At 55.7% G+C, this 22,282-nt stretch carries 15 protein-coding genes; 3 read left to right on the top strand and 12 right to left on the bottom strand.

The annotated features are described in order from the left end of the window. Positions 1–2: 2 nt before the first annotated feature. The 4 genes from GOX61_RS17010 to GOX61_RS16995 are packed head-to-tail and all read right to left on the bottom strand — an operon-like array spanning position 3 to position 7,631. Positions 3–2,414: an FAD-dependent oxidoreductase gene (locus tag GOX61_RS17010; protein WP_170335623.1), complete on the bottom strand. Its 2,412-nt coding sequence runs from the start codon at positions 2,412–2,414 to the stop codon at positions 3–5. Beyond that, complete coding sequence (locus GOX61_RS17005; protein ID WP_170335622.1) at positions 2,411–4,801, bottom strand: GcvT family protein; 2,391 nt, start codon at positions 4,799–4,801, stop codon at positions 2,411–2,413. The genes GOX61_RS17010 and GOX61_RS17005 overlap by 4 nt, the downstream gene beginning before the upstream one ends. Beyond that, positions 4,798–6,090: an aspartate aminotransferase family protein gene (locus tag GOX61_RS17000; RefSeq protein ID WP_170335620.1), complete on the bottom strand. Its 1,293-nt coding sequence runs from the start codon at positions 6,088–6,090 to the stop codon at positions 4,798–4,800. The genes GOX61_RS17005 and GOX61_RS17000 overlap by 4 nt, the downstream gene beginning before the upstream one ends. Then, the gene (locus tag GOX61_RS16995) at positions 6,087–7,631 is read right to left on the bottom strand and encodes a trimethylamine methyltransferase family protein (RefSeq protein ID WP_170335618.1); all 1,545 of its coding nucleotides are present in this window, start codon (positions 7,629–7,631) and stop codon (positions 6,087–6,089) included. Before GOX61_RS16995 ends, GOX61_RS17000 begins: the two co-directional genes overlap by 4 nt. A 107-nt stretch (positions 7,632–7,738) precedes the next feature. On the opposite strand from GOX61_RS16995, the gene GOX61_RS16990 reads away from it, so the two are divergent. Next, positions 7,739–8,635: a LysR substrate-binding domain-containing protein gene (locus GOX61_RS16990; RefSeq protein WP_170335616.1), complete on the top strand. Its 897-nt coding sequence runs from the start codon at positions 7,739–7,741 to the stop codon at positions 8,633–8,635. Between the two features lie 80 nt (positions 8,636–8,715). On the opposite strand, the gene GOX61_RS16985 is transcribed toward GOX61_RS16990, so the two are convergent. The 7 genes from GOX61_RS16985 to GOX61_RS16955 all read right to left on the bottom strand — a co-directional run bounded on the left by GOX61_RS16985 (position 8,716) and on the right by GOX61_RS16955 (position 20,297). Continuing rightward, positions 8,716–10,425: an ABC transporter ATP-binding protein gene (locus GOX61_RS16985; RefSeq protein WP_170335614.1), complete on the bottom strand. Its 1,710-nt coding sequence runs from the start codon at positions 10,423–10,425 to the stop codon at positions 8,716–8,718. 4 nt (positions 10,426–10,429) lie between these two features. Further along, on the bottom strand, positions 10,430–11,380 hold the full coding sequence (locus tag GOX61_RS16980; protein WP_170335612.1) for an ABC transporter permease: 951 nt from the start codon (positions 11,378–11,380) through the stop codon (positions 10,430–10,432). Next, positions 11,377–12,354 (bottom strand): ABC transporter permease, encoded by a 978-nt coding sequence (locus GOX61_RS16975; protein WP_155147931.1) that lies wholly within the window; start codon positions 12,352–12,354, stop codon positions 11,377–11,379. The genes GOX61_RS16980 and GOX61_RS16975 overlap by 4 nt, the downstream gene beginning before the upstream one ends. Positions 12,355–12,575: 221 nt before the next feature. Next, positions 12,576–14,141, bottom strand: coding sequence for an ABC transporter substrate-binding protein (locus GOX61_RS16970; protein ID WP_170335611.1), 1,566 nt, complete (start codon positions 14,139–14,141; stop codon positions 12,576–12,578). A gap of 180 nt (positions 14,142–14,321) precedes the next feature. Further along, a complete protein-coding gene (locus tag GOX61_RS16965) occupies positions 14,322–15,902 on the bottom strand; it encodes an ABC transporter substrate-binding protein (RefSeq protein WP_170335609.1) in 1,581 nt (526 codons plus the stop codon). A gap of 481 nt (positions 15,903–16,383) precedes the next feature. Then, positions 16,384–18,804, bottom strand: a complete 2,421-nt coding sequence (locus GOX61_RS16960; protein WP_170335607.1) for a GcvT family protein — start codon at positions 18,802–18,804, stop codon at positions 16,384–16,386. Between the two features lie 8 nt (positions 18,805–18,812). Then, positions 18,813–20,297, bottom strand: a complete 1,485-nt coding sequence (locus tag GOX61_RS16955) for a trimethylamine methyltransferase family protein (RefSeq protein WP_170335605.1) — start codon at positions 20,295–20,297, stop codon at positions 18,813–18,815. Between the two features lie 154 nt (positions 20,298–20,451). Here GOX61_RS16955 and GOX61_RS16950 point away from each other — a divergent pair, with 154 nt between their 5' ends. Together GOX61_RS16950 and GOX61_RS16945 are read left to right on the top strand one after the other, a co-directional pair. Continuing rightward, positions 20,452–20,886, top strand: a complete 435-nt coding sequence (locus GOX61_RS16950) for an SRPBCC family protein (RefSeq protein WP_170335603.1) — start codon at positions 20,452–20,454, stop codon at positions 20,884–20,886. Position 20,887: 1 nt separating this feature from the next. Then, positions 20,888–21,589 carry a maleate cis-trans isomerase family protein gene (locus GOX61_RS16945; protein WP_170335601.1) on the top strand — a complete coding sequence of 234 codons (702 nt, stop codon included), beginning with the start codon at positions 20,888–20,890 and terminating at the stop codon, positions 21,587–21,589. Between the two features lie 27 nt (positions 21,590–21,616). Here GOX61_RS16945 and GOX61_RS16940 read toward each other — a convergent pair whose 3' ends face one another. Further along, entirely contained in the window at positions 21,617–22,231 is a 615-nt protein-coding gene (locus GOX61_RS16940; RefSeq protein ID WP_170335600.1) for a TetR/AcrR family transcriptional regulator, read from the bottom strand. Positions 22,232–22,282 lie beyond the last annotated feature (51 nt).

Raw genomic sequence — 22,282 nt, 5'->3', positions numbered from 1 at the left:
ACTTAGTCCTCGGATCGGGGCCGCAGATTTTGCGGATCAAACAATGCGGCCTGATGAACGGTTACATCGTAGTTGCGGTTGAGTATCTGAACGGACAAACCCTTGTGCGGCATCCCCTTACGCACGAACAACCAGCCAAGACACTTGTCGACAGTGTACCCGTATCCACCTGAAGTGGTCAGACCGACGGGCTGCCCATTCAGCAGAACGGGTTCACCGCCGTGGATGTCGATGTTATCTGAATGCAGTTCAGCATAGAGAAGCTCCCATCCCGGCTCTGTTGCCATCAAAGCGGTTTTCCCAAGAAAGTCGCGGCCCTCTGAAACCACGAAACGATCCAGCCCGACGTCATAGGGCCCGACATCTGTCGTCAGCTCTCCGGACGCGCGATAGGCCTTCTCCATTCTCATGCCGTTGAATGCATAGCTGCCCAGATCGGTCAGCCCATGTTTTGAACCGGCTTCAAATAGAGCGTCGTAAAGTTGCGCTATCTGGGCCAGCGGCGCGTGCAACTCCCATCCAAGCTCTCCAACGAATGAAACACGCAATGCGTAGCAGGGAATTCCCGCCACGCTTATTTCTTGACCAGAAAGCCAAGGGAAAGCGGCATTTGTCAGATCTGCATCTGTCAGCTCTGACAGAATGCGACGTGACGCAGGTCCTGACAAAGCCAGCATGCCCCAATTGGCCGAGCGGTTTATGACCTGAATATCCTCATCCGGATGGATATGCGATTTGATCCAGTCAAAGTCTGGGTTGGCGCGCGCGATGGGCGACCCGGTGAAATAGCGATCCGCAGCGATGCGCCAGACCGTGATTTCGGTTTCGAAGCGTCCATTGTCCGTAAGCAGATGATTGAGGCTCATCCGGCCATCTTTTTGTGGAAGCTTGTTCGCAGACAGCCGATCAAGAAGTTTGCCTGCATCTTTGCCTGTGATCTCAAACTGGGCGAATGCGCAAAGGTCGATGAGACCCGCGGCTGCACGGGTCGCTCGGGCTTCGCGCTGGGCATTCTCGTGCCACGGTTGGTGTCCCCAGCCAATCTGCTCGACCTCGCCAACTTCACCAAAGTATCGGGGCCGTTCCCAACCGGCGACCTCGCCGAATACCGCGCCTTTTGCGGCAAGCCGATCATACAGCTGGTGCCGATTCAGTGGGCGCAACGAATGGAACTGCTTGCCGGGGCAGGGCGTATCATGGCGGCGCCTGAATTCGTCTTTGGTACGCTCAACGATGAAATGATCATCAGCGAAATTGCCATACCGGCGCGGGTCAAAACTGCGCGTGTTTATTTCGGCCTCGCCATGAACCATCCAATCAGCCAGGACTTTGCCAGCCCCGCCACCCCAGGCAAGACCAATGGAGGAGCCGCAAGACAGCCAAACATTCGGTACCCCCGACGGACCGACCAACATTCCCCCGTCCGGTGTATGGGTGATGGCTCCACGAACCACCCGTTTGATGCCAAGATCAGCCAATATCGGCATTTTATCGAATGCGATCATCAGGAAATCGCCAATAGAATCATAGTCAGCTTCGAAAAGTTCATTCTCAGCCGCCCAAGGCGCACCATCGGGCATTTCCCATACCGTAGGACAGACGTGATCTTCGTAGATGCCGATCAGCCCGGATCTCTGCTCCTGCCGGATATAGCCACCGAAAGCATTGTCACGCATGACCGGCAATTCCGGGCGGTTTGCAAATTCGGGCACGGTGTCTGTGACCAGATAATGGTGCAGGCATGAGACGCTGGGGATGGTAAGGCCGAACCACGCCCCGACTTGGTTGGCATATGACCCTGCAGCAATTACGACATGCTCGGCCAACACGTCCCCTTTTTCAGTCCTGAGCAGCCACATGTCTCTTTTGCGGCTGGCGCCGACCACACGGTTATGGCGCTCGATCTTTGCGCCACGCGCCCGTGTCGCTGCCGCAAGGGCCATGGTCACACCCGATGGGTCGATATGCCCGTCTTCAAAGGTGCGCACTGCCGCTTTGACGTCATCGACCTTGTAGAATGGGTTGACCTTTGCAACGTCTTCTGGCCCCACCAACTCCATAGGCAGGTCCAGCAGTTTGCCGACCCCCATGATGGATTTCATCCAGTCCACCTCGTCATCGGTGGTTGCGATGCGAAAACCGCCGACTTCGTGCCAGCCGATGGATTGGCCAGTTTCTTTTTCAACTCGTTTGTAGGTCTCGATCGACGTCTTGTTTATCCAGCCCATGATCCGGCTGCCAACCGCGTGGGCGATCTGTCCTGCGGCGTGCCAGGTTGAACCGCTGGTCAATTCGGCCTTTTCGAACAGGATCGTGTCCGTCCAGCCGTTTTCAGCCAGCTGAAATTGAGTGGCGACCCCCATGATGCCGCCACCGATGATGGCGACTTGAGTTGTGCGGATAGTGTCGCTCATGCAAACGCCTCCTTGGCGGGCTTTGTCGAGGCTTTGGCGGAAAAGCGGGTGCAAGCGATTTCGACCTCGAAACCACTCACGACGCCGGGTGTGCCCAGTGGCTCGTTGATCAAAGCCAGAGCGATGCTGCGTTCGAACCGATAGCTCCACGCTGATGACGTAACCTGCCCAACGACTTTGTTGTCGAAGTAAACGGGCTCATCATGGATCGGTATTGCGTTTGGATCGTCAAACAGCAGGGAAACAACCTGTCGCTTTGCTGTCCGATCCTGCATGGCATTTTCGCCTACATATCCTGTGCCAAAGGCGCAGAACTTTGCCAGCCCGGCCTCAAGCGGCGTGATGCCGGGCGATAGTTCATGACCAAACGCGCGAAAACCGCTTTCGATACGCAAAGAGCCGCTGGCGTAGAGACCCGCATGTTCCGCACCGGCCTCTGTCAGCGCATCATGAGCCGCCATCGCCATGTCGGCGGGGATATAGAGTTCATACCCTTCTTCGCCGGTGAAACTCAGGCGACCAGCCCAACCGCTGGCCAGACCAATTTCAACCGGTGCAAATTGAAACCGCTTCAGGTCCGGAACTGGCATGGATGTTGTGGATTGCAGGATTTCCCGTGCCTTGGAACCAGCGAGACCCAGGATGGCATAGCCACTTGTAATATCAGTGAACTCGACCTGAAAACGACCCCGCGTTTCGCGCATTCGTTTGAGATCACGCACGACCTCTCCTGCGCCGCAGATTAGTAGATATTCATCTGAACCATGTCGCTGAACAGTGACATCGCTTTCAATGCCGCCACGGGCGTTCAGGATCTGGCTATAGGCGATCCGACCGGATGGGATATCCATCTGTGCTGCGCACAGATGGTTGAGAAAGGCGCAGGCGTCCGGCCCTTGCACCAGGATTTTGCCAAAGGCGCATTGATCCAGAATAGCCGCACCGGTGCGACATGCTTGAACCTCCTGTCCTACCTGATCTCGCCAGGTGGGTATGCCAAAGGTCAGAGGCAAATGCGCTGCTTCCCCACCGAAATGCACCGCACGTTCCCAACCTCCACGCGCTTCGAAGCGCGCGCCTGCCGCTTGCAGTCCTGTATGGATTGGTGATCGGCGCTGGCCACGCGCGGTTTCCATCGAACGGCCGGGGTAGGGGTTGTCATAGTGCCGACCCAGAACTTCGGGTATTCGCGCCTCCAAAGCACCCAGCACGTTCATCTCCGGGCTGAACCGGCGAATATCGGCTTCGTTAAGTTCCATCGTCGGTTCACCCGCAATGATCCATTCAGCCATGGCTTTGCCCGCCCCACCGGCGAGCGCGATACCGGTGGAATTCATACCTCCCATCAGGAACAGGCCGGGAACTTCGGGGCTTTCCCCAAGCATGAACTGACTGTCCAGCGTAAAGCTCTCAGGTCCGTTCAGCAGCATCCGCACCTCAGCCTTTTCCAATGCAGGAATGCGGCGTAGCGCGTTCTCCATCATCGGCATGAAGTGGTCCCAATCCTCGTCCAGAAGATCAAAGCTGAAATCAGCAGGTAAGCGATCCAGTGGCAGGCCCTTCGCATGTGGTTCAAACGAACCAACCAGCAATCCTTCGACGTCGTCACGGGCGTATAGGAACGCATCCTGATCATTCAGCGTTGGCAGATGCGCGCCTTTGCCAAGCGCCTGAACCTCTGGCAGAGGTTTTGTCAGGATGTAGAAGTGTTCGCAGGCATAAAGAGGCATGTGCGCGCGCGCCATTGCGGCCACTTCACGCGACCACAACCCGCAGGCGATCACCACCTCGTCGGCTTCGATAACATGGTCACCGATTTCGACCCCGGATATCCGCCCGTTTTTCTTTTGCAGACCAGTTACGCGAGTATCTTCGAATATCTGAACCCCGCGCGCCCGCGCGCCTTTGGACAATGCCAACGCCACATCTGACGGGTTTACACGACCATCAGCCGGCGACCAGACCGCCCCGATTACATCGTCCACTTCGATCAGAGGCCAAAGCTCTTTTGCACGTCTGGCATCGACCACTTCGGCTTCAAGCCCGAAGGCTCGGCCCAGTGAAACCTGACGCTTGATGTTGGTCAGCCGGTCTTCATTGGTCGCAAGTGTCAGAGAGCCGGTTTGCGTCCAACCTGTGGCCTGACCGGTCTCAAGCTCCAACTCTCCATACAAATCAATCGAATAGTTGATCAGTTTGGTCAGCGTAGCAGATGGCCGCAGGCGCCGAACCAGACCAGCCGCATGCCATGTCGTGCCTGAGGTGAGTTTGGAACGCTCGAGCACCACGATATCTTTTCGGCCTTCGCGCGCCAGATGATAGGCAATCGAACATCCGATGACACCGCCCCCGATCACAACGGTGCGCGCTTGATTGGGAAGCTTCATTGAAGAACTCCGTCGCGGATGAGGTCTGAAATGGTGTCGCGGAAATGGTCGACGGTTTCATCGATCAGTTCAGGTGTGTGTGGCAGACCGGTGACGCAGGAGGTAAAGGACATGAAATCGACGCCACGGGACAGCAGCCCGTCCCTCAGCCCTTTGACCAGTTGTGGAGAGGTCCGGCGGATTGCGGCGGCATCCAACCCATCAATCGTGGTCCCGCCGAAATAGAGATGGCAGGTAGAACTGTCGCCATAGGCCAGCGCCTGAACATCCAAATCACCGAACACTTTGTTGAACCCGTCGCGCAGACGGTTCGCCATGGCATCTGCGTGGTTCTGAACATCGCCAGTAGAGAGAATTTCCATCGCTTTCACGGCCCCGGCCGCAACTATGGGGGCGGCATTGAACGTGCCCTTGTGACTGACTGGCGGTGACAGGCCATCGCGCGTTTCACCGGGGCTCAGCAACTCCATGATGTCAGTTCTGCCAACAACAGCGCCACCGGGCAGCCCCCCGGTCGCCACTTTGGCCAGCGTCGTCAGATCAGGGGTCACGCCATCGCGTGCCTGACGCCCGCCCGGAGCCCAGCGCAACCCTGTGATGACTTCGTCGAAGATAAGCACATGACCCGTTTTCGAAGTCAGTTCACGGATGCCGCTCAGAAAACCTTCTGGCAGGGGCACGGAGCCATAATTTGCACCCGACGCTTCCACAAAGATGGTGCCGATCTCGCAATCGTTATCGAGCGCGTCGGAAATCACTTGCAGATCGGGTTGTGTTACGACGGTCAGATTGCTCACGACTTGGGGAACACCGAGTGAAGGCGGCGAGTTGGTTCCGGGTTTTGACCCTTTCAGCAACATATCGTGCCAGCCATGGAAATGACCGTCTATGCGTAGCACTTTGTCCCGACCTGAATGCGTCCGTCCCAACCTAAGCGCTAGCATCGTCGCCTCGGTGCCTGATCCGGCGAAGCGCACCCGTTCAGCTGATGGGAACAGGCGACAGAGCCATTCGGCCCATTCCACCTCTAGCGGGTGGCAATCGGCGGTGTAGGGCATCCGTGTCATCTGTCGTGCGACAGCTTCGGCAATTTCAGGATGCGCATGACCCAGAATTTGGCTGGCTGCACCGAGTTTGAAATCTATGTACCGCTTACCTTCTACATCCCACTTTTCAGCGCCCTTTGCGCGTTCGAAGTAGATTGGATAAGGCTCCCGGTAGCGCAGTTCGTGGCTGACACCGCCAGGAAGGCACTCCCTGGCGCGTTGGCAGAGGCCGTGATTGTTCATGATAGACGCCCCATTTGCGCCCGTGTCAGCCGGATATCGAAACGCGCCCGAAGCTTTCGATCCAGATCGTCGGACAGGTGGGCCGGGTAATAGTGATCAAGTATTTCGCGGGCTTTCTGTCTGGCCACATCACCCACGCGCAAAGCGCCATCTTCCTGCCACTCACGCGGACTTCGGCGGTCACCGACCTCTGGGTAGAAGTAGTCTGATTTCATGCGGTTGAATGTGTGTTGCTCGCCCAGATAGTGACCTTCGCCTTTGCAGACCGAGGCAATGACGTCAGCAGCGATGTTCTCTGGCGTGGCTTCGACGCCGCGGATGGTGCGCAGGATGTTTCCAAGCAGGTCATTGTCGCTGACGTAAGCGGCATGGCTGACCCCCAATAAGCTAGACATCATGCCTGCGGCCTGCGTGACGATGTTGGAACCGGCATGTGCTGCCATCGTTACGGCAAGGGATTTTTCTGCCCCGTACTGGGCGTCCAACCTTTTCGCATCCGTGATCCCCGCGATCGAGCTTGTTGGCAGATCCCAGTGTCGCCCCATTTGCGCAGCGCCGGCCATCAGGATGGCCTGCTCGCCACCGCCGCCACACATGGAGCCTGTGCGCAAATCAGCAACCAATGGTTTGGGGGCAAAGATTGCCTTCACATTAGGATCTACCAAACGGGCAAACACCAGACCTGCCAGTGTCTCGGCAACAGCCTGAACAAGGGATCCCGCTATCGTTGCCGGGCTTGTGGCTCCGGCTTGGCCGGCGCTGATAAGCTGCACCGGAAAGCCCGCAGTGATGGCGGCTTCTAGAACGTCGCAAGCTTCTTCGGCAAAGCGCATCGGGGGGACCACGTGGCACACCATGACGGTTAGGAACGGTCGTGCTCGGAATTCCGCTTCGCCTCCGGCGATTTGGTAACAAAGCTTGGCGATCTCGGGGACATTCCGAGGTTCAGTGATTGAGATCGACACGTGCTTGGAGGTTCCGCTCAGGCACGCGAAGGCAGTGTTCAGATCCATCGCTGCATTGTCATCGATATCGCGGGCAACCACCGGTCGGCTGAAGTGATGGATGTTTTCCATCCGGTCGACAATTCGCGCAGCGTCATAGAGATCCTGCAATGTTGAATCGCGATATTCGTGTGTGTCGAGATCGAACACTCCTGGCGCGGCACCTCCGGTGGACATATGAACCCGCGCGCCTTCGATCCTCAGGTCATTTTCAGGCACCTGTCCGCAAAGAGTAAAGCCGCGCTGCGCATCCTCGATTGCCCATTCGACTAGATCTCGTGGAAACAGCAGGCGATCATCATCTGTAGTCTGTCCACCTGCTGCAACGACCTGTTCGATCATCGATGGGGTGGCCTGGCTCAGGCCGAGCGTTTCCAGCAACTGAAAGGCCGTCTCTTCGATGAGTGTAGCTTCGGAAGGGGACAGGGGTTTGAAGCGCCCGCTTTCCAATCCCGGCCAGACCGGAGGATTGTCCTCAGGCGCCTTAGCCTGTTGAATCCGGGACTTGCGTCCTCGTCGTTGTTTAGTCTCGCTCATCGGTTGACCGATCTCTTTTGGCTTAGCCAAAGCAGACCATTGATTTGCTGACTTTACAAAGACAGCTTTCTCAGCAACAGATGAGTAAAACTTGACAGTGCTTTGCTATGTTGCCGTCTCTTTCAGCTCTTCGTGCCTTTGATGCAGCCGCCAGACTGGGCAGTTTTCGAGCCGCTGCCGAGAACCTTTCGGTTAGCGCAACGGCGATCAGTCACCATGTGCGCGGGCTGGAGGAGTACTTGCAAACATCTCTGTTTGACAGGGTAGGGCGCAATGTCACTCTGACCGAAGATGGCAAACGGCTTGCTGATGCGACTGCTTCTGCGTTCACCACTTTGCAGGACGCGATCGAGAGTTTCCGGACCGTGCCGCGCAGATCGGTTCGGATAGCGGCCGGTCCCATATTCACAGCACGGTGGCTGATGCCTCGGATCAGTGATTTTTGGGCACAGTATCCGGGTATCGAGCTTGAATTTGTCCCCAGTTATCGCCCCGGGGAATTTCAGCAAAATCATGCGGATATCGTTATTCGATGGGACCGCCTGAGCGAAATGCCCGGCGAGGCGGTGAAGCTGCTTGAGTTGCAACCCATTGCTGTTGCCAGCCCCGAGTTTGTCGAGAGGTTCGGCCCCTTTGAGCAACCTTCTGATCTGCTAAGCGTTCCGATCCTGCATCAACGAAATCACTGGGGTTGGATCGACTGGTTCTCGGCGCAGAATGTCAGAATTCAAGGAACCCCGCGTGGCGCAGTCTTTGAAGATGCTAATGTGCTGATCCGTGGTGCGGCGGAGGGGCAGGGTGCTATTGTCGGCTGGCTTCCATTGATAGATCAGGATCTGAAGGATGGGAGAGTCGTCCGTCTGTTTTCGGAAGAGATGCCGCCGACACACGGTTACTTTGTCCAGCAAAGGGACGGCGCAAGTACTCGACGTGAAACCCGCATTGCGTTCGAATGGCTTTGCGGATTTGGACCAACGAGCCAATCAGAGCATATTCTGAGTTAGATGTAGATTTCTGACGTGAGCAATGCACTTGCGGCAATACTCACGTCAGGTCTTATGTGTCGAACAAGACTGGCTGTCCGCTATTCGGTAACGCCCAGCCCGTCGGTCGAGAGATCATCCAGTTTGGGCATGAGCCTCAGAAGTTCACTGGCGTACTCGGTTTGCGGATTGGCGAACAGTTCGTTGGTTTCTTGCAGCTCAACCACCTTGCCCTGCTTCATCACGGCCACCCGGTCGCACATCTGGCGCACCACTGGCAAATCGTGACTGATGAATAAAAGTGTCAGGCCAAGATGCTCCTGCAGGTCCTTCAAGATGTTCAGGATCTGCGCCTGAATCGACACGTCCAGCGCGCTGGTGGGTTCGTCACAGATCAGGAACCGGGGTTGCGTGGCCAGAGCCCGCGCAATCGAAATCCGCTGGCGCTGACCGCCCGAGAACTCATGCGGATATTTCAGTCCGGCCTCGTGACCCAGCCCCACCTGATCCAGCAACTCGTCAACACGGCGTTTGATATCTGCCCCATCCATCAGTTTGTGATGGCGGATCGGCTCGGCCACGATGTCGTCCACCCGCATACGGGGGTTGAGCGACGAATACGGATCCTGGAAGATCATCTGGATATTCTTGCGATAAGCATCCAGAGCGGCCTTGTTGGTAAGATCACTGACCGTTTGACCTTCGAATTTGATCGTGCCGCCGTCTACGGGATAAAGCCCAGCAATCATGCGTGCGACGGTGGATTTGCCCGAGCCGGATTCTCCTACAACACCGAACACCTCGCCTGCGCGGATATCGAAGCTGACTTCGTCAACCGCGGTGAAATAGGTGCGATCCCACGGCAAAAGGCCGCGCCGCTGCAGGAACTTCTTGGTCAGGTTGCGGATTTCGAACACCGGTTTGCTGGCGTCATTCTCCACTTTGGGCCAGTGCCTGGCCATATCCTCAATCGCGAACCGAGTCTCACGACCGCCATAACTGATCTGCGGGAAGCGGTGCAGTTTTAGTGTCGGGCGCGGGACGGCAGCGATCAGCGACTTTGTATACTCGTGGCTCGGCTGGCCCATAACCTGTGAGGTCGGGCCGGTTTCAACCACCTTGCCCGCATACATCACCGTCACCTTGTCCGTCGTATCCGCGATCACACCCATATCGTGCGTGATCAGGATAACGCCAACCTGACGCTCCTGCGCCAGTTCCTTGATCAGATCCAAAATCTGCGCCTGCACGGACACATCAAGCGCCGTGGTTGGTTCGTCCGCGATGATCACGTCCGGCTCGGTGCACAAAGCTAGCGCGATCACAACACGCTGCCGCATGCCGCCCGAAAACTGGTGCGGGTACTGGTCCAGCCGCGTGTCCGGGTCAGGAATGCCAACGCGGTCGATCAGATCACGGGCGCGCTGGTTCGCCTCGGCATCGGTTCCGCCAAGATGGGCCTGGATCGTCTCGACCAGTTGCTCACGCACGGTGAACAACGGGTTCAGTGAGGTCAGCGGATCCTGGAAGATCATCGAGATCTTCTTGCCGCGCAGGCTGCGCATCGCATCAGCATCCAGACCGCTGATCTGGTCGCCGCTCAGCTTGATGGTTCCGCTGGCAATCCGGCCGGGTCTGTCCAGCAGACCCATGATAGCTGCACCGATGGTGGATTTACCCGCACCGGATTCGCCCACCAGACCGTGGATTTCGCCCGGCTCAACAGACAGGTCCACATGGTCCACGGCGGTGAACAATTGGCGGCGCGTCGGGAATTCGACCGTCAGGTCATTGATCGTCAGAAGGCTCATGTAATCACCGCAGCTTGGGGTTCAGCGCATCGCGCAGCCAGTCACCCAGCAGGTTGACCGAAAGGGCCAGCGCCAGAAGGGTGCAGGCCGGGAAGAACAAGATCCACCACTCACCCGAGAACAGGAAACCCTGCCCGATACGGATCAGTGTGCCCAGTGACGGTTGCGTCGGAGGCGCACCCACGCCCAGGAAGCTGAGCGTTGCCTCGGCAATAATTGCCAGTGCCAGCGAGATCGTGGCAATCACCAGAACCGGGCTGAGCACGTTGGGCAGAATGTGACGGAACATGATCGGGAAAGAACCCCGCCCGATTAAGCGCGCGGCCTGAACGTATTCCTTGTTCTTTTCCACCAGCGCCGCACCGCGCACGACCCGGGCGAACTGCACCCAATCAGACAGCGCGATCGCGATGATCAAAACATAGATCGCCATCTCGTTCCGGTATTCCGGGGGTGTCACCCCCTTGGCGATACCAAAGATCAGCATTGCTACGAGGATTGCAGGGAAAGTCAGCTGCACATCTGCTACCCGCATGATGAAGGTTTCGATCCAACCGCCGTAGTAGGCGGCAATCAGACCAAGGATCACGCCAATGATCATGGCAAGCAGAACAGCAGCGGCTCCAACAAACAGTGAGATGCGCAAACCATAGAGGATGGTCGAAAACACGTCCCGCCCCTGATCATCCGTACCCAACAGGAATGTATCCTGCGTAAAGGCATTTGGCGTGCCGGGAGGAGTAAAACCGTTCATCAGGTTCAGCGTCGCCGGATCGAACGGGTTATAGGGCGCGATCAGCGGAGCGAATATGGCTGCCAGTACCAGGATCACAACCACCAGCGAAGCGATGATAGCAATTGGCGAATGACGGAATGACCATGCAAAGTCGCTGTCCCAGAATTTGGCAAAACGCGACTTGGCGGGGGCTTTTGGGGTTTCGATAGTATCGGTCATGTGGCCCTCGCGTCGACACGCAGGCGCGGGTCAATGGCATAGTAGAGAAGATCCACGATCAGGTTGATCGTAACGAACATGACCGAAATCAGCATCAGATATGCGGCCATGACGGGGATATCGACGAACTGGATCGCGTTGATGAACAGCAGACCGACGCCCGGCCACTGGAACACCGTCTCGGTGATAATGGCGAAGGCGATGATCGAGCCCAGCTGCAATCCGGTGATGGTGATCACGGGAACCAGAGTGTTCTTAAGCGCGTGGCGGAAGTTGATCACCCGATCCGACAACCCACGGGCACGGGCAAACCGGACATAATCAGCACGCATCACCTCAAGCATTTCCGACCGAACCAGACGCATGATCAGCGTCATTTGGTAAAGACCCAGAGTGATAGCAGGCAGGATCAACGCCTTTAGACCAGAAGCTGTCAGGAAGCCGGTGGACCAGCCGCCAATCATAACGGTTTCGCCCCTCCCAAAGCTGGGGAGGAGGTCTAATTCCACCGAGAATATGTAGATCAATAATATCCCGATTAAGAAGGTGGGCAGGGATACTCCGATCAGGGATACGGTCATGATGACATTCGCGGCAATCCCTTGTCGTCGGATGGCCGTGAATACCCCCAGCGCAATCCCCATGGTGATTGCCAGAAATCCTGAAACAAAGGCCAGCTCTAACGTCGCGGGTGCGCGTTCGGCAATAATCGTCGAAACTGGTCGTCCCTGACGATAAGAGACACCGAAATTGCCCTGAACGGCACCTTTCAGAAACTTGAAGTACTGAACCGGAAACGGCTGATCCAAGCCAAGCTCGGTCCTTAGCCGGTCGATATCAGCCTGAGTGCGTTCCTGACCCAGCATGTTGTCGATTGGATCACCGACAAAACGAAACATCGAAAATGCAACCAGACCCACGACCAATAGCACGATCACGGATTGGAACATCCTTCGGACGATATATGCGAACATTCATTTTCCCCGTTGATCCGCCTGTCTATGCTTTCCCCGACCGGATGGTCAAGCAATCGCTAAAGGGAAACGACAGGAAAGTGTGGCTTTCCGGCATTGCGGTTCTGAGACGGCCCGTGCTTTCCAAACTTGGTGCTTTTGGTCGGCACATTCTTGGTTTGTCTGACTATCGGGTGGGCACCGTTATTGAAGACAATACCCACCTGATCGAACAAAGGTATCTAGTTCACTGTAACCCACCGCAAGATAAAGAAGTTATCCGGTCTTTGGGTCAGTTCGATGTTGTTGCGCGTGCCCCAGACGAGTGGCTGGACATATAGTGGCACATAGACCTGTTCATCCTGAATGATCTGCGCAACCTCGTCCAGCATGGCCTGACGTTTACCCTCATCCAGTTCCGACTGGATCATCGGAAGCAGTTCATCGACACGCGCATTCGAAAAGCCGCCAAAGTTCCAGCTGCCCAGTTTCTTTTCCTCGTTGGGCGTTGCAACCAGGAATCGCACCGGGTGTTCTGCATCGAAAGTTCCAGGGCTCCAGCCGAGCAGGTACATATCGTAGTTATCTTCACGAAGTTCTGGCCAGTAGTTGCGTACAGGCATCGCATCAAGCTCCGCCTTTAGCCCGATCTGAGCCAGCATGCTGACGACGGCCTGACAAACAGCTTCGTCATTCAGATAACGATCATTGGGGCATTTGAGGCCGAAGGAGAAGCCATCCTGATATCCGGCCTCTGCCAACAAAGCTTTGGCACCTTCCACGTCAAAAGCCGGGCGATCCGAGTTTGCGTTGGAATAGCCACTCATCGCTGGACTGACCAGTTGCGAGGCTGCTTCGGCATTCCCGCGCATGATGGTGGCAAGGATCGCATCGACATTCACCGCCTTGGCAACCGCCTGACGGACGCGTGCGTCCTGAAACGGATTGGCTTTGCCTGCATCGTCGGTGTATTTGAGAGTCTCTGCTTCGTGGTCAAAACCCAGCATGATCACGCGAGCTTCGATACCCTGAATGACGTCAACATCCCCATTACCTTGCAATCGCGCTACGTCCTGAATCGGCACAGGGTTGATCATGTCAACGTCGCCAGACAACAACGCAGCGACTGCGGTGGCAGGATTCTGGATAGGGTTGAATTCCGCGCGTGTCAGGTTGTGTTCAGGTTCGCCCCACCAACCCTCGAACGGTTCAAGAACCGTGCGCAACCCCGGCTCTCGCGCAGTTACCTTGAATGCCCCGGTTCCGTTAGAGTTGATCGTCGCATAGTTGCCGGTTTCCTTGTCCGGGAGTGCTGCGTCATTTGCCTCGGTCCAGCCTTGATCCATAATCATCCAATTCGCGATCGAAGACGGGAACAGAGGGTTCGGGGCAGTGGTCATGAAGTCGACCGTGTAGTCATCTACCACTTTCACTTCGCTGATCGGTGCGAACCAGCTGCGTGTGTCTGCGACTTCGTCGGAGGCGCGCTGATAACTGAACAGGACGTCCTGCGCGTCAAACGTGCTGCCATCATGAAAGGTAACATCCTCTCGCAGCTTGAAACGCCATCCTTCACCATCTCCGATTGGTTCCCAGCTGACCGCAAGCGCCGGTTCCACGCTCATATCCTTGCCGCGACGAACCAGCCCCTCATAAACGTTGTTGAGAAATCCCAACACCGCGGCAGAGTTCACCGCATGCGGGTCCATCGTTTGCGGATCAGTAGTTGAGGCCCATTTGAATTCCGCGGACTGCGCCGCGCTGGCAAGCAACATGGTCAGGCCGATGGCACTGTTCCTGAAGATCATGGCGAAAACTCCCTGTTTATTCAGCAAGTGTTCTCGGTTTTTGTTGATTGGTAAAGAAAATCTCAATTCGAGATCACGTGTCTGTTACTGCGTAAGGAATGTTTCAGAGAAATCGGTATCTGAAACGGAAAAAAGACAGGGCGCGAAATCGCGCCCTGCTTCCCAGTTCAACTAAGAACCTTAGTTCAGTGTGAAGTACTTGAACTTGGCTGTATCGTCCGGCGCAACACCGGTACCAACATCCGACTTCATGCCCCAGTTCAGCACCTGATGGTGGATCGGGATGTAAAGCTGTTCATCCTGAACAACCTGCCAGATTTCGCCAATTTGCTTGTCACGTTCAGGTAGGTTGGTTTCCGATGCCAATGCTACGATCTTCGCGTCCAGGTCTGGGTTGCTATAGCGTGTACCGTTCCACGAGCCGTACTTTTCACCCTTTGTGTGAACCAGGAAGTTGAAGATGTATTCCGAGTCATAAGTCGGAACGCCCCAACCCAGCATATAGAAGTCGGTTTCCAGGTTGTTGATCAGCGGGAAGTGCTGTGCCTTTGGTTTGGCATCCAGATTCACAGTGATCCCAATTTGCGCCAGCATGCCAACGGCTGCCTGACAGATCGCCTCATCATTGATGTAACGATCATTCGGGCAGTTCAGCGTGATCGAGAAACCGTCAGGATAGCCTGCCTCAGCCATCAGTGCCTTTGCACCTTCGATATCCGTCGAGGACGAACCGTCCATGGTCTCATCCCAGCCGTTGACGAACGGTGGTGAGATCATGCCGGCAGGTGCTGACTGGCCGCGCATCACAACCTGTTTGATTGCATCGCGGTTGATCGCTTTTGACATCGCCTGACGTACGCGCACGTCGGACAGTGGGTTCTTGCCATCGACGTTGTCAGACGACAGGTCTGCATCACCCATGTTCATACCGAAGAAGATCACGCGGTTCTGTGGTGCCGTACGAACATCCAAACCATCGGTACCCGAAACGCGCTGAAGATCTTGCACTGGTACGTCCTGAATGAAGTCCACTTCACCCGACAACAAGGCCGCAACACGGGTTGCCGCGTTCTGGATCGGTGTATAGACGATTTCAGTTACCTGCATCGGGAACTCGTCTTTACCCCAATAGTTCTCGTTTGCCGCCAGAACAGTTTTCACATCAGGCTCACGGCTGACCAGTTTGTAGGGGCCAGTGCCGTTTGCATTTTTGGCGGCATAGGTGTCTTCGCCGCCCTCATAGTCTTGAACCTTGACGGCGTTGTTTGCCTCGGCCCAGCCTTTGTCCATCATGAACATGTTGGTCAGGTTGTTGGGCATGATCGGGTTCGGACCATCGGTTTCGATTTCGACCGTGTATTTGTCGGTCGCGCGAACCTCTTTGACCGACGCCAGAAGTTCTTTGTAGTCGGAATCCGGTGTCATCGCCCGGTTCAGCGAGAACACAACGTCTTCACTGTCGAACCCGGCACCATCGTGGAATGTGACGCCCTCACGCAGCTTGAAAACCCAGATGTTCGGATTTTCTTCCGACGGGCCCCATTCGGTGGCCAGTGCAGGAACCATGGCTCCGGTCATGTCGCGCATGACCAGCGGCTCCATGATCTGGTGTGCCAGAGCAGAAGTCGGACCTTCGTTCTGTGCGTGTGGATCAAGTGTCAGAGCATCGCCAGCACGTGCCCAGCGCAGTGTTTCTGCTGATGCGCCTGCCGCAAGCAGCGCCGTTGCACTGGCAGCAAGCATCAAATTCTTCAGGACCATTTTTAGTCTCCCCAAGTTTATTTATATGAACCGCACCACGTTGCGGGTGACCGATTATTCCGGCCAACATGCGCCTGATCATCCAAATCAATCAGAAAGTTGCAACAACAGAATTTCGGGACGTGAATTGAAAGTACTGGTTTAGAAGAAGATATGAGGGCGTGAGACCAGGGGGTTGCTGTATTGGCGGGTTTGATGGTCGAGCGGCCAAAACCCAATGTCGGTGGGGTAATCGGTTTGGTATTTTTGATTTTCTGCACATGCCTGCCGGGTTGTCTGGGTGGCCTATGTCCTTCCTGATTACGTCGTCTATAACTCTGGGAGTGAGTCAACAGGCGCGATCGATGCGGCAACCAGCGATACTGATCAGAAGGGACTCCCAGGCAATTTCTTGAGACCCCGCAATCGGAGTGGTTCCCCGCCCGTTCTACCCGGGCAGGTTCTAGTAGGGGGCTTCGATGGCATTCTGCACCAAAGAAGTTTACTGGCGCATGCGCTTGTTTTGCGGATCGTATTGGGCAGGGGAATGCCTTGTGGCTTGGTAAGTTTCACCCAGTACACAGATTTCGCATTGTTCCCCCATCGCGATGGTTCCGCGCTGAATATAACCCAGCACAAGCATCTTGCCTGTTCGTGCGCCATGCGTTGCTGAGGTGATGTATCCGACGTTTTGGTTTTCCTTGAGGATTGGCTCAGAGGCCAGCGGCCACGGAGAAGGAGTGGTGACTTCCAGTCCAACCCATTCCCATTCGGCAGCGCTGTTTTGTTGATTTAACAGTGCGGATTTTCCCTGAAAGTCGCCCTTGTCAGGCCTGGCGAAAGCACTCAGGCCTGCATCGAACAGCGTGTATTCAGTGCCAAAATCTGAACCCCAACCATGATATCCTTTTTCGATCCGCATCGAGTTCAACGCGTAAGATCCAAATTGGGTAACCCCGAATTTCGCGCCTTCGGCCATGATTGATTGATAGAGCGCAGGCAGATCAGAACTCGCGACATGCAGCTCCCACCCAAGTTCTCCGACATATGAAACTCGCATCGCGATGACATCGAAGTCGGCGATCTGTATTTCCGCGACAGACATCCACGGTGCCGCCTCAGCCGAAAGATCTGCATCAGTCAGTTGAGCCAGAATATCCCTAGATTTTGGTCCCATGACCATCAGCGCACCGTCTTTTGCGTGGCTGGGTGAAAGGGTAACGCCGTGCTCTGGCAACATTGCATTCAACCAGTCGAAATCCCGAAGGTTTGCGAGCGTTGGGCCACACAGCAGGAAGCGGTCATTGGATAGCCGGGCGATGGTCGCCTCAGACCAGATGCGTCCTTTTGGTGTGAGCATATAGCTCAGTTTTATGCGGCCTGGCTTGGGTATCGTTCCGCAAAATACGCGGTCCAGATAAGCCTCGGCACCAGGGCCTTCTACGGTAAACTTCGTGAAACCACCATGATCCATCACACCCACGGATTCGGCGACTGTCAGACATTCTTGGCGAACGGCGGCGTGCCACGGTTCCTCGATAAAACTCAGCTTGCCAGTATCGAGACATTCGTTAGTTTCAAACCAGAATGCGCGCTCCCAGCCAGCGATCTGGCCCATGACCGCACCTGATGATTTCAGTTGTTCGTACAGAGGCGTCCTTTGCACTGGTCGTCCTGAGGCCATGTTTCGATGCGGGTAGGGGATCGCATATTGCAGATCATAATGTTCGGATGCGCGCGCATGGGCGTAGTCGGGTGTCGCCCATTCACCAAAGCGGCGGGGGTCCCACGCGGCAAGATCCCATTCCGTTTCACCTTCGGTAATCCACTCGGCCATTGCCTTGCCGATGGCCGCAGAGTGCGTAATGCCGATCTGAACGCCCGTCGCATGGTAGAAATTGGGTGCCCCTGCTGAAGGACCGACAAGGGGCAAAGCATCTGGTGCATAGGCAATAGGTCCGTTGACAAAGCGCTGGGCACCCGCCTCAGCCAGCAGCGGAACATGGACAATCGTGTCTTCCAGCACCTCAAGAATGTCTTCGACACTATCCGGAAACAACTGATGGGCAAAATCATCAGGGGGACCGTCTTCAGGCCATGCAGGGCGACCGGCATGAGCATAGGATCCCAACAGGAACGCATTCCGCTCACGCCGCAGATAGAAACGGATGTCAGGGTCCCGTACCAACGGGAACAGTTCAGGATGCTCTTCCAGCGCTGCGAGAGGTTCAGTGACCAGATACTGGTGTTCCAACGTAATCACTGGTGTTTTCAACCCTGCCATCTCTGCGATTTTTGCACCGTAAAATCCTGCAGCGTTGATGACGATTTCGGCGGTAATTTCGTCATTGGCTGTTGAGACTATCCATTCGCCATTTGGCTTGCGGGCAATACTGGTGACCGGTGAAAACCGCCGAACTTCAGCACCCAGTTCTCGCGCGCCTTTGGCCAACGCCTGTGTAAGCTGGCTGGGATCAATGTCACCTTCATAGGGATCCATGATACCACCCAATACAGTGTCATCCGGCGACCAGAACGGATGCATCGCGTCCATCTCGGAAGGGCTCAGCCGATGCAGATCAAACCCCGCGCTGCGGGCGATGCCTTCGATGTGACCGAAGAGTTCCATCCGTTCTTTTGTGTGGGCAGGCCAAAAGGCGCCGGTATGCCGATAGGTAATCGGGCTATCGACTTTCTCGGCCAGATCTTTGTACATCTGCCAACCATAGTTTCCGGCCCTCATTCCAAGCCACGAGGTTGCGTAGGTCGGAATGTTGCCCGCAGCGTGCCATGTTGAACCGCTGGTCAGTTCGTCCCGTTCCAGCAGAAGAGTATCTGTCACCCCGGCCAAGGCCAGATGATAGAGGATCGAGCAACCGACAGCTCCGCCACCGATGACAACAACGCGCTTATGTGATTTCATGAACGATCCTATGATAGTTTGATGTCAAAGGCGGCTCGAATGGCCGCTTCGCGATCCGGTGGCAGGTGATCGGGTGGCTCATCCGTCAACTGGTCAACTTTGTCTCGGGCGCGATCCACAAGATCAGGGCTACCCGCGTCTTGCCAATCCTGTAGGCTCTTCCGATCCGCAAGCGATGGGTAGACGTACTCGCTCTTCATTCGAGCAAGGGTCTGGGCCTCGCCCAGGAAATGCCCCGGTCCACATGCGACGGCTTCAATCATCTCAAGATCAAGCGCGTCGTCCGTCAGCTCCACTCCACGAACTGATCGCAGAATGGCGCCACACATGTCATCGTCAATCACTAATGCCTCGGGTGAGGCCACCATCAGTGAACCCAACATACCAACGCTGAGGTTGATCATGTCAGCGCCCGCCTGAGCAGCCAGAGCCACGGTGTATCCCTTTTCGTATCCGGCCTGAGCATCCGGTACCTTGGAATCCGTCATGCCTGCAGAAACGGTTGAGGGCAGGCCAAGGTTCAGCAGCAACTGAGCAGCGGCAGCATTGGCAACAGCGGCTTCTCCGCTACCACCGGTCATCGCGCCAGTGCGCAAATCACTGATAAAGGGCATGAATGCGAGAATGGTTGGAAACCCGGGCTTGAGAACATTTGCAATTACAAGCCCGGCCAAAGCCTCTGCCAGTCCTTGCGCCAGAGCACCTGCGAGTGTCACAGGGCTGGTCGCACCTGCTTGTGCTGCCGTACAGATCTGCAGTGGCATACCCGCATCTATAGCGGCCTTCATGATCTCAAGACCTTCTTGCGCAAATCGCAAAGGCGAGACCGCATGGACAATTACGCCCATGCAAAACGGTTGCCGCCTGAACGCATCATCCTGTCCCAGCGCCATATCGAACATAGCGGCTACGCTCTGCACATGGGTGGCGTTATCAAAACTTATACCGATGGGTTTTGGGCATGCTTTGAGGCAGGCAAAGCCGGTATTTAGGTCAAGTTCCCAGGGCGAAGGCATGTCTCTGGCCACGATCGGACGAACGCCATAGTGGATGTTCTCCGCGCGACCAACGATCTGCATGAGCTGATAGAGGTCAGCGAGTTGGGCTTCGCGGAATCCACCAGCTTGATCCGGAACTTCCACGGCAGCACCGCCGGTGCCGATATGCACGTTTCCACCGCCGATGGTCAGACCCAAATCCTCAACAAATCCCGGAATGTTCACCCGGCGGGCCGCCTTTGCGATTATGTCGTCCACCATGGTTTTGGGAAAACAAACCCGGCCATCGTCACGTAGGTCGGCTCCGGCTTCAACCGCGAGGGCGGTGATATCGGCCGGGCAATCTGCCATTCCAATCTTCTCAAGTATCGAAAACGCAGCTTCGGTGATCTCAGCAAGTCGTCTGGGACCAAGAGGTTGAAATCGCCCTCCCTGAGGCGGAGGCGTTACCTGCAGTTTTAGCGGTTCCTGAATAACCCTTTTCCGTCTGGCCAATATCGGGGTCCAAACTTGCTGTTGTCTGCTCAGGGAATGCGGTGCGAGGCGCAGATGCTATAGACAAAACGACATCTTTGGCGTCGTTTTCTGCAGGCAGTTGTCGGTCATAGTCGATCTAAGCTGATTACAATTCAAAGGAGTAGGGGTGGCGATGCACGTATTTCGAAGCATGATCCTGGATGCACCGGTTGATCAGGTCTGGTCTGCTGTCCGGGCATTCGACGGTGTGTCGGGTTGGAACCCGGCCGTTGCGAACGCCAGAATGGAAACAGGTTCGGCAACCTCACCGGGCAGTATCAGGCATTTGGACATAGTGGATGGGACGGTGTTTCGCGAAACACTTCTTGAGCTTTCCGATGTCGAACATTTCTACACCTACGATATCATCGAAAGCCCTTTGCCGGTTCGAAATTACGTCTCAACCCATCGGTTTGTGCCAATCACGCATACGGATCAGACCCTCGGTATCTGGGAAAGTCGCTTTGACTGCGACATGGAACTGGAAAACGAGATGGCGGCGATCGTAGGGGAACAGATCTACATCGGCGGCATGACCGGGTTGAACGAATTTCTGAAAGGGAACTGAGATGGCTGACACTCTCGCACCCCGTGCTGTGATCGGTGTAATGACACCAGCAATGAACACAGTCGTGCAACCTGAACTGGAGTTGTTGAGGCCAGAAGGCGTGACCAATCAGATGCAGCGCTTTCGATTGGGCGGTGACAGTGTCTCGGACGACCTGATCGAAGAAGCTGAGAAGCTGATGGATTGCAATCCTGCTGCGTTGTGCATCGGCTTGACCACGGATGCAGGCCCCGGTGGTGTTGAGAGATTGGCGCGCCGCTGCACCGAATTGGAGGAGGCGGTGGGTGTACCGGTGCTGAATGCTTCAGCTGCGGATCATGCGGCGCTGCGGGCACTGGGGGCCAGAAGAGTTGCGGTTGTGACTCCATTCAATGCTGAAATCGACCAGCACGTTAAAGCAAATACCGAAGCTGCGGGATTTGAAGTCGTTGCGATCAAGGGAACCTGCGCACCAAGCTTACCCGAGATATGCGAAACATCGCTTGAAAAAATCCGGGCAGTGTTTCGCGAGGTCGGAGCGGCGGAATGCGATGCTGTCTTGCAAGTTGGGACCGCTTTGCCCGTCGTGTCCTTAATTGGTGAACTCGAGGCAGAACTGGGCAAGCCCATTGTTGCCTGCAGCGCCGCCGTCTATTGGCAAACCTTGCGTGCGATTGGCATCAAAGATTCAGTAACTGGTTACGGCACTCTTATGACGATCTGACTTTCGTTGTTCAGGTCCGCAAAGACTTCAATGCGAAACGACTGACGTCATTATGAAATCCAAAACATTATTGGTGATTTTGCGCATGGGGGTCGTCATCAATACGCTGCGAAAAGCGCTGCCCTCGATGGTCTCGATTATCAGTTGCGATGTCTGATTTGAGTCAGGGAGTTGTCGGAAATCATGCTCTGAAGTACCGCGTTCGAGCAGATCTGTGAGTGCCCCGACAAGTTCGTTCCGGTTTTCCAGAAAAAGCCGCCCAATATCCGGCTGGCGTATTGCTTCGCTGGCGATTTCCACACTCAGAATGACGTTCTCTGGGGCAGCCAGGTATTTGGCATAAGCCTTTATGAATTTGTTCAGAACGCGCGGGGCAGTAGATCGCTCTGCGAGAATTTTGAGAAACGGCTCCATCTCCTGCCGTTCCAGTGCAGCGATCTCAACCAGAACATCGTGCTTGCCGGGGAAGTGATTGTACAGGTTTCCCAGGCTAACGCCGGCCCGAGCGGCGATGTCGCGAACACCAGTCTGGTGATATCCGCGCTCAAGAAAGCACATCACCGCTGCTTCCAGTATCTGGTTGCGCCGTTTGGCGGTGGCTTTGTCACGTTTGGTGGCTTGTTTGCTTTGGCTCTCGGTCATTTTTTATGTCACATATTGAACGAACGATCGTTCATAGTATATAGCGAAAAG

This window comes from Ruegeria arenilitoris (assembly GCF_013030265.1).
In the GTDB taxonomy this organism is placed as follows: Bacteria; Pseudomonadota; Alphaproteobacteria; order Rhodobacterales; family Rhodobacteraceae; genus Ruegeria; species Ruegeria arenilitoris_E.
Note: the sequence above shows the minus strand (reverse complement) of the source record. Positions and strands in the feature narration are given on the sequence as shown.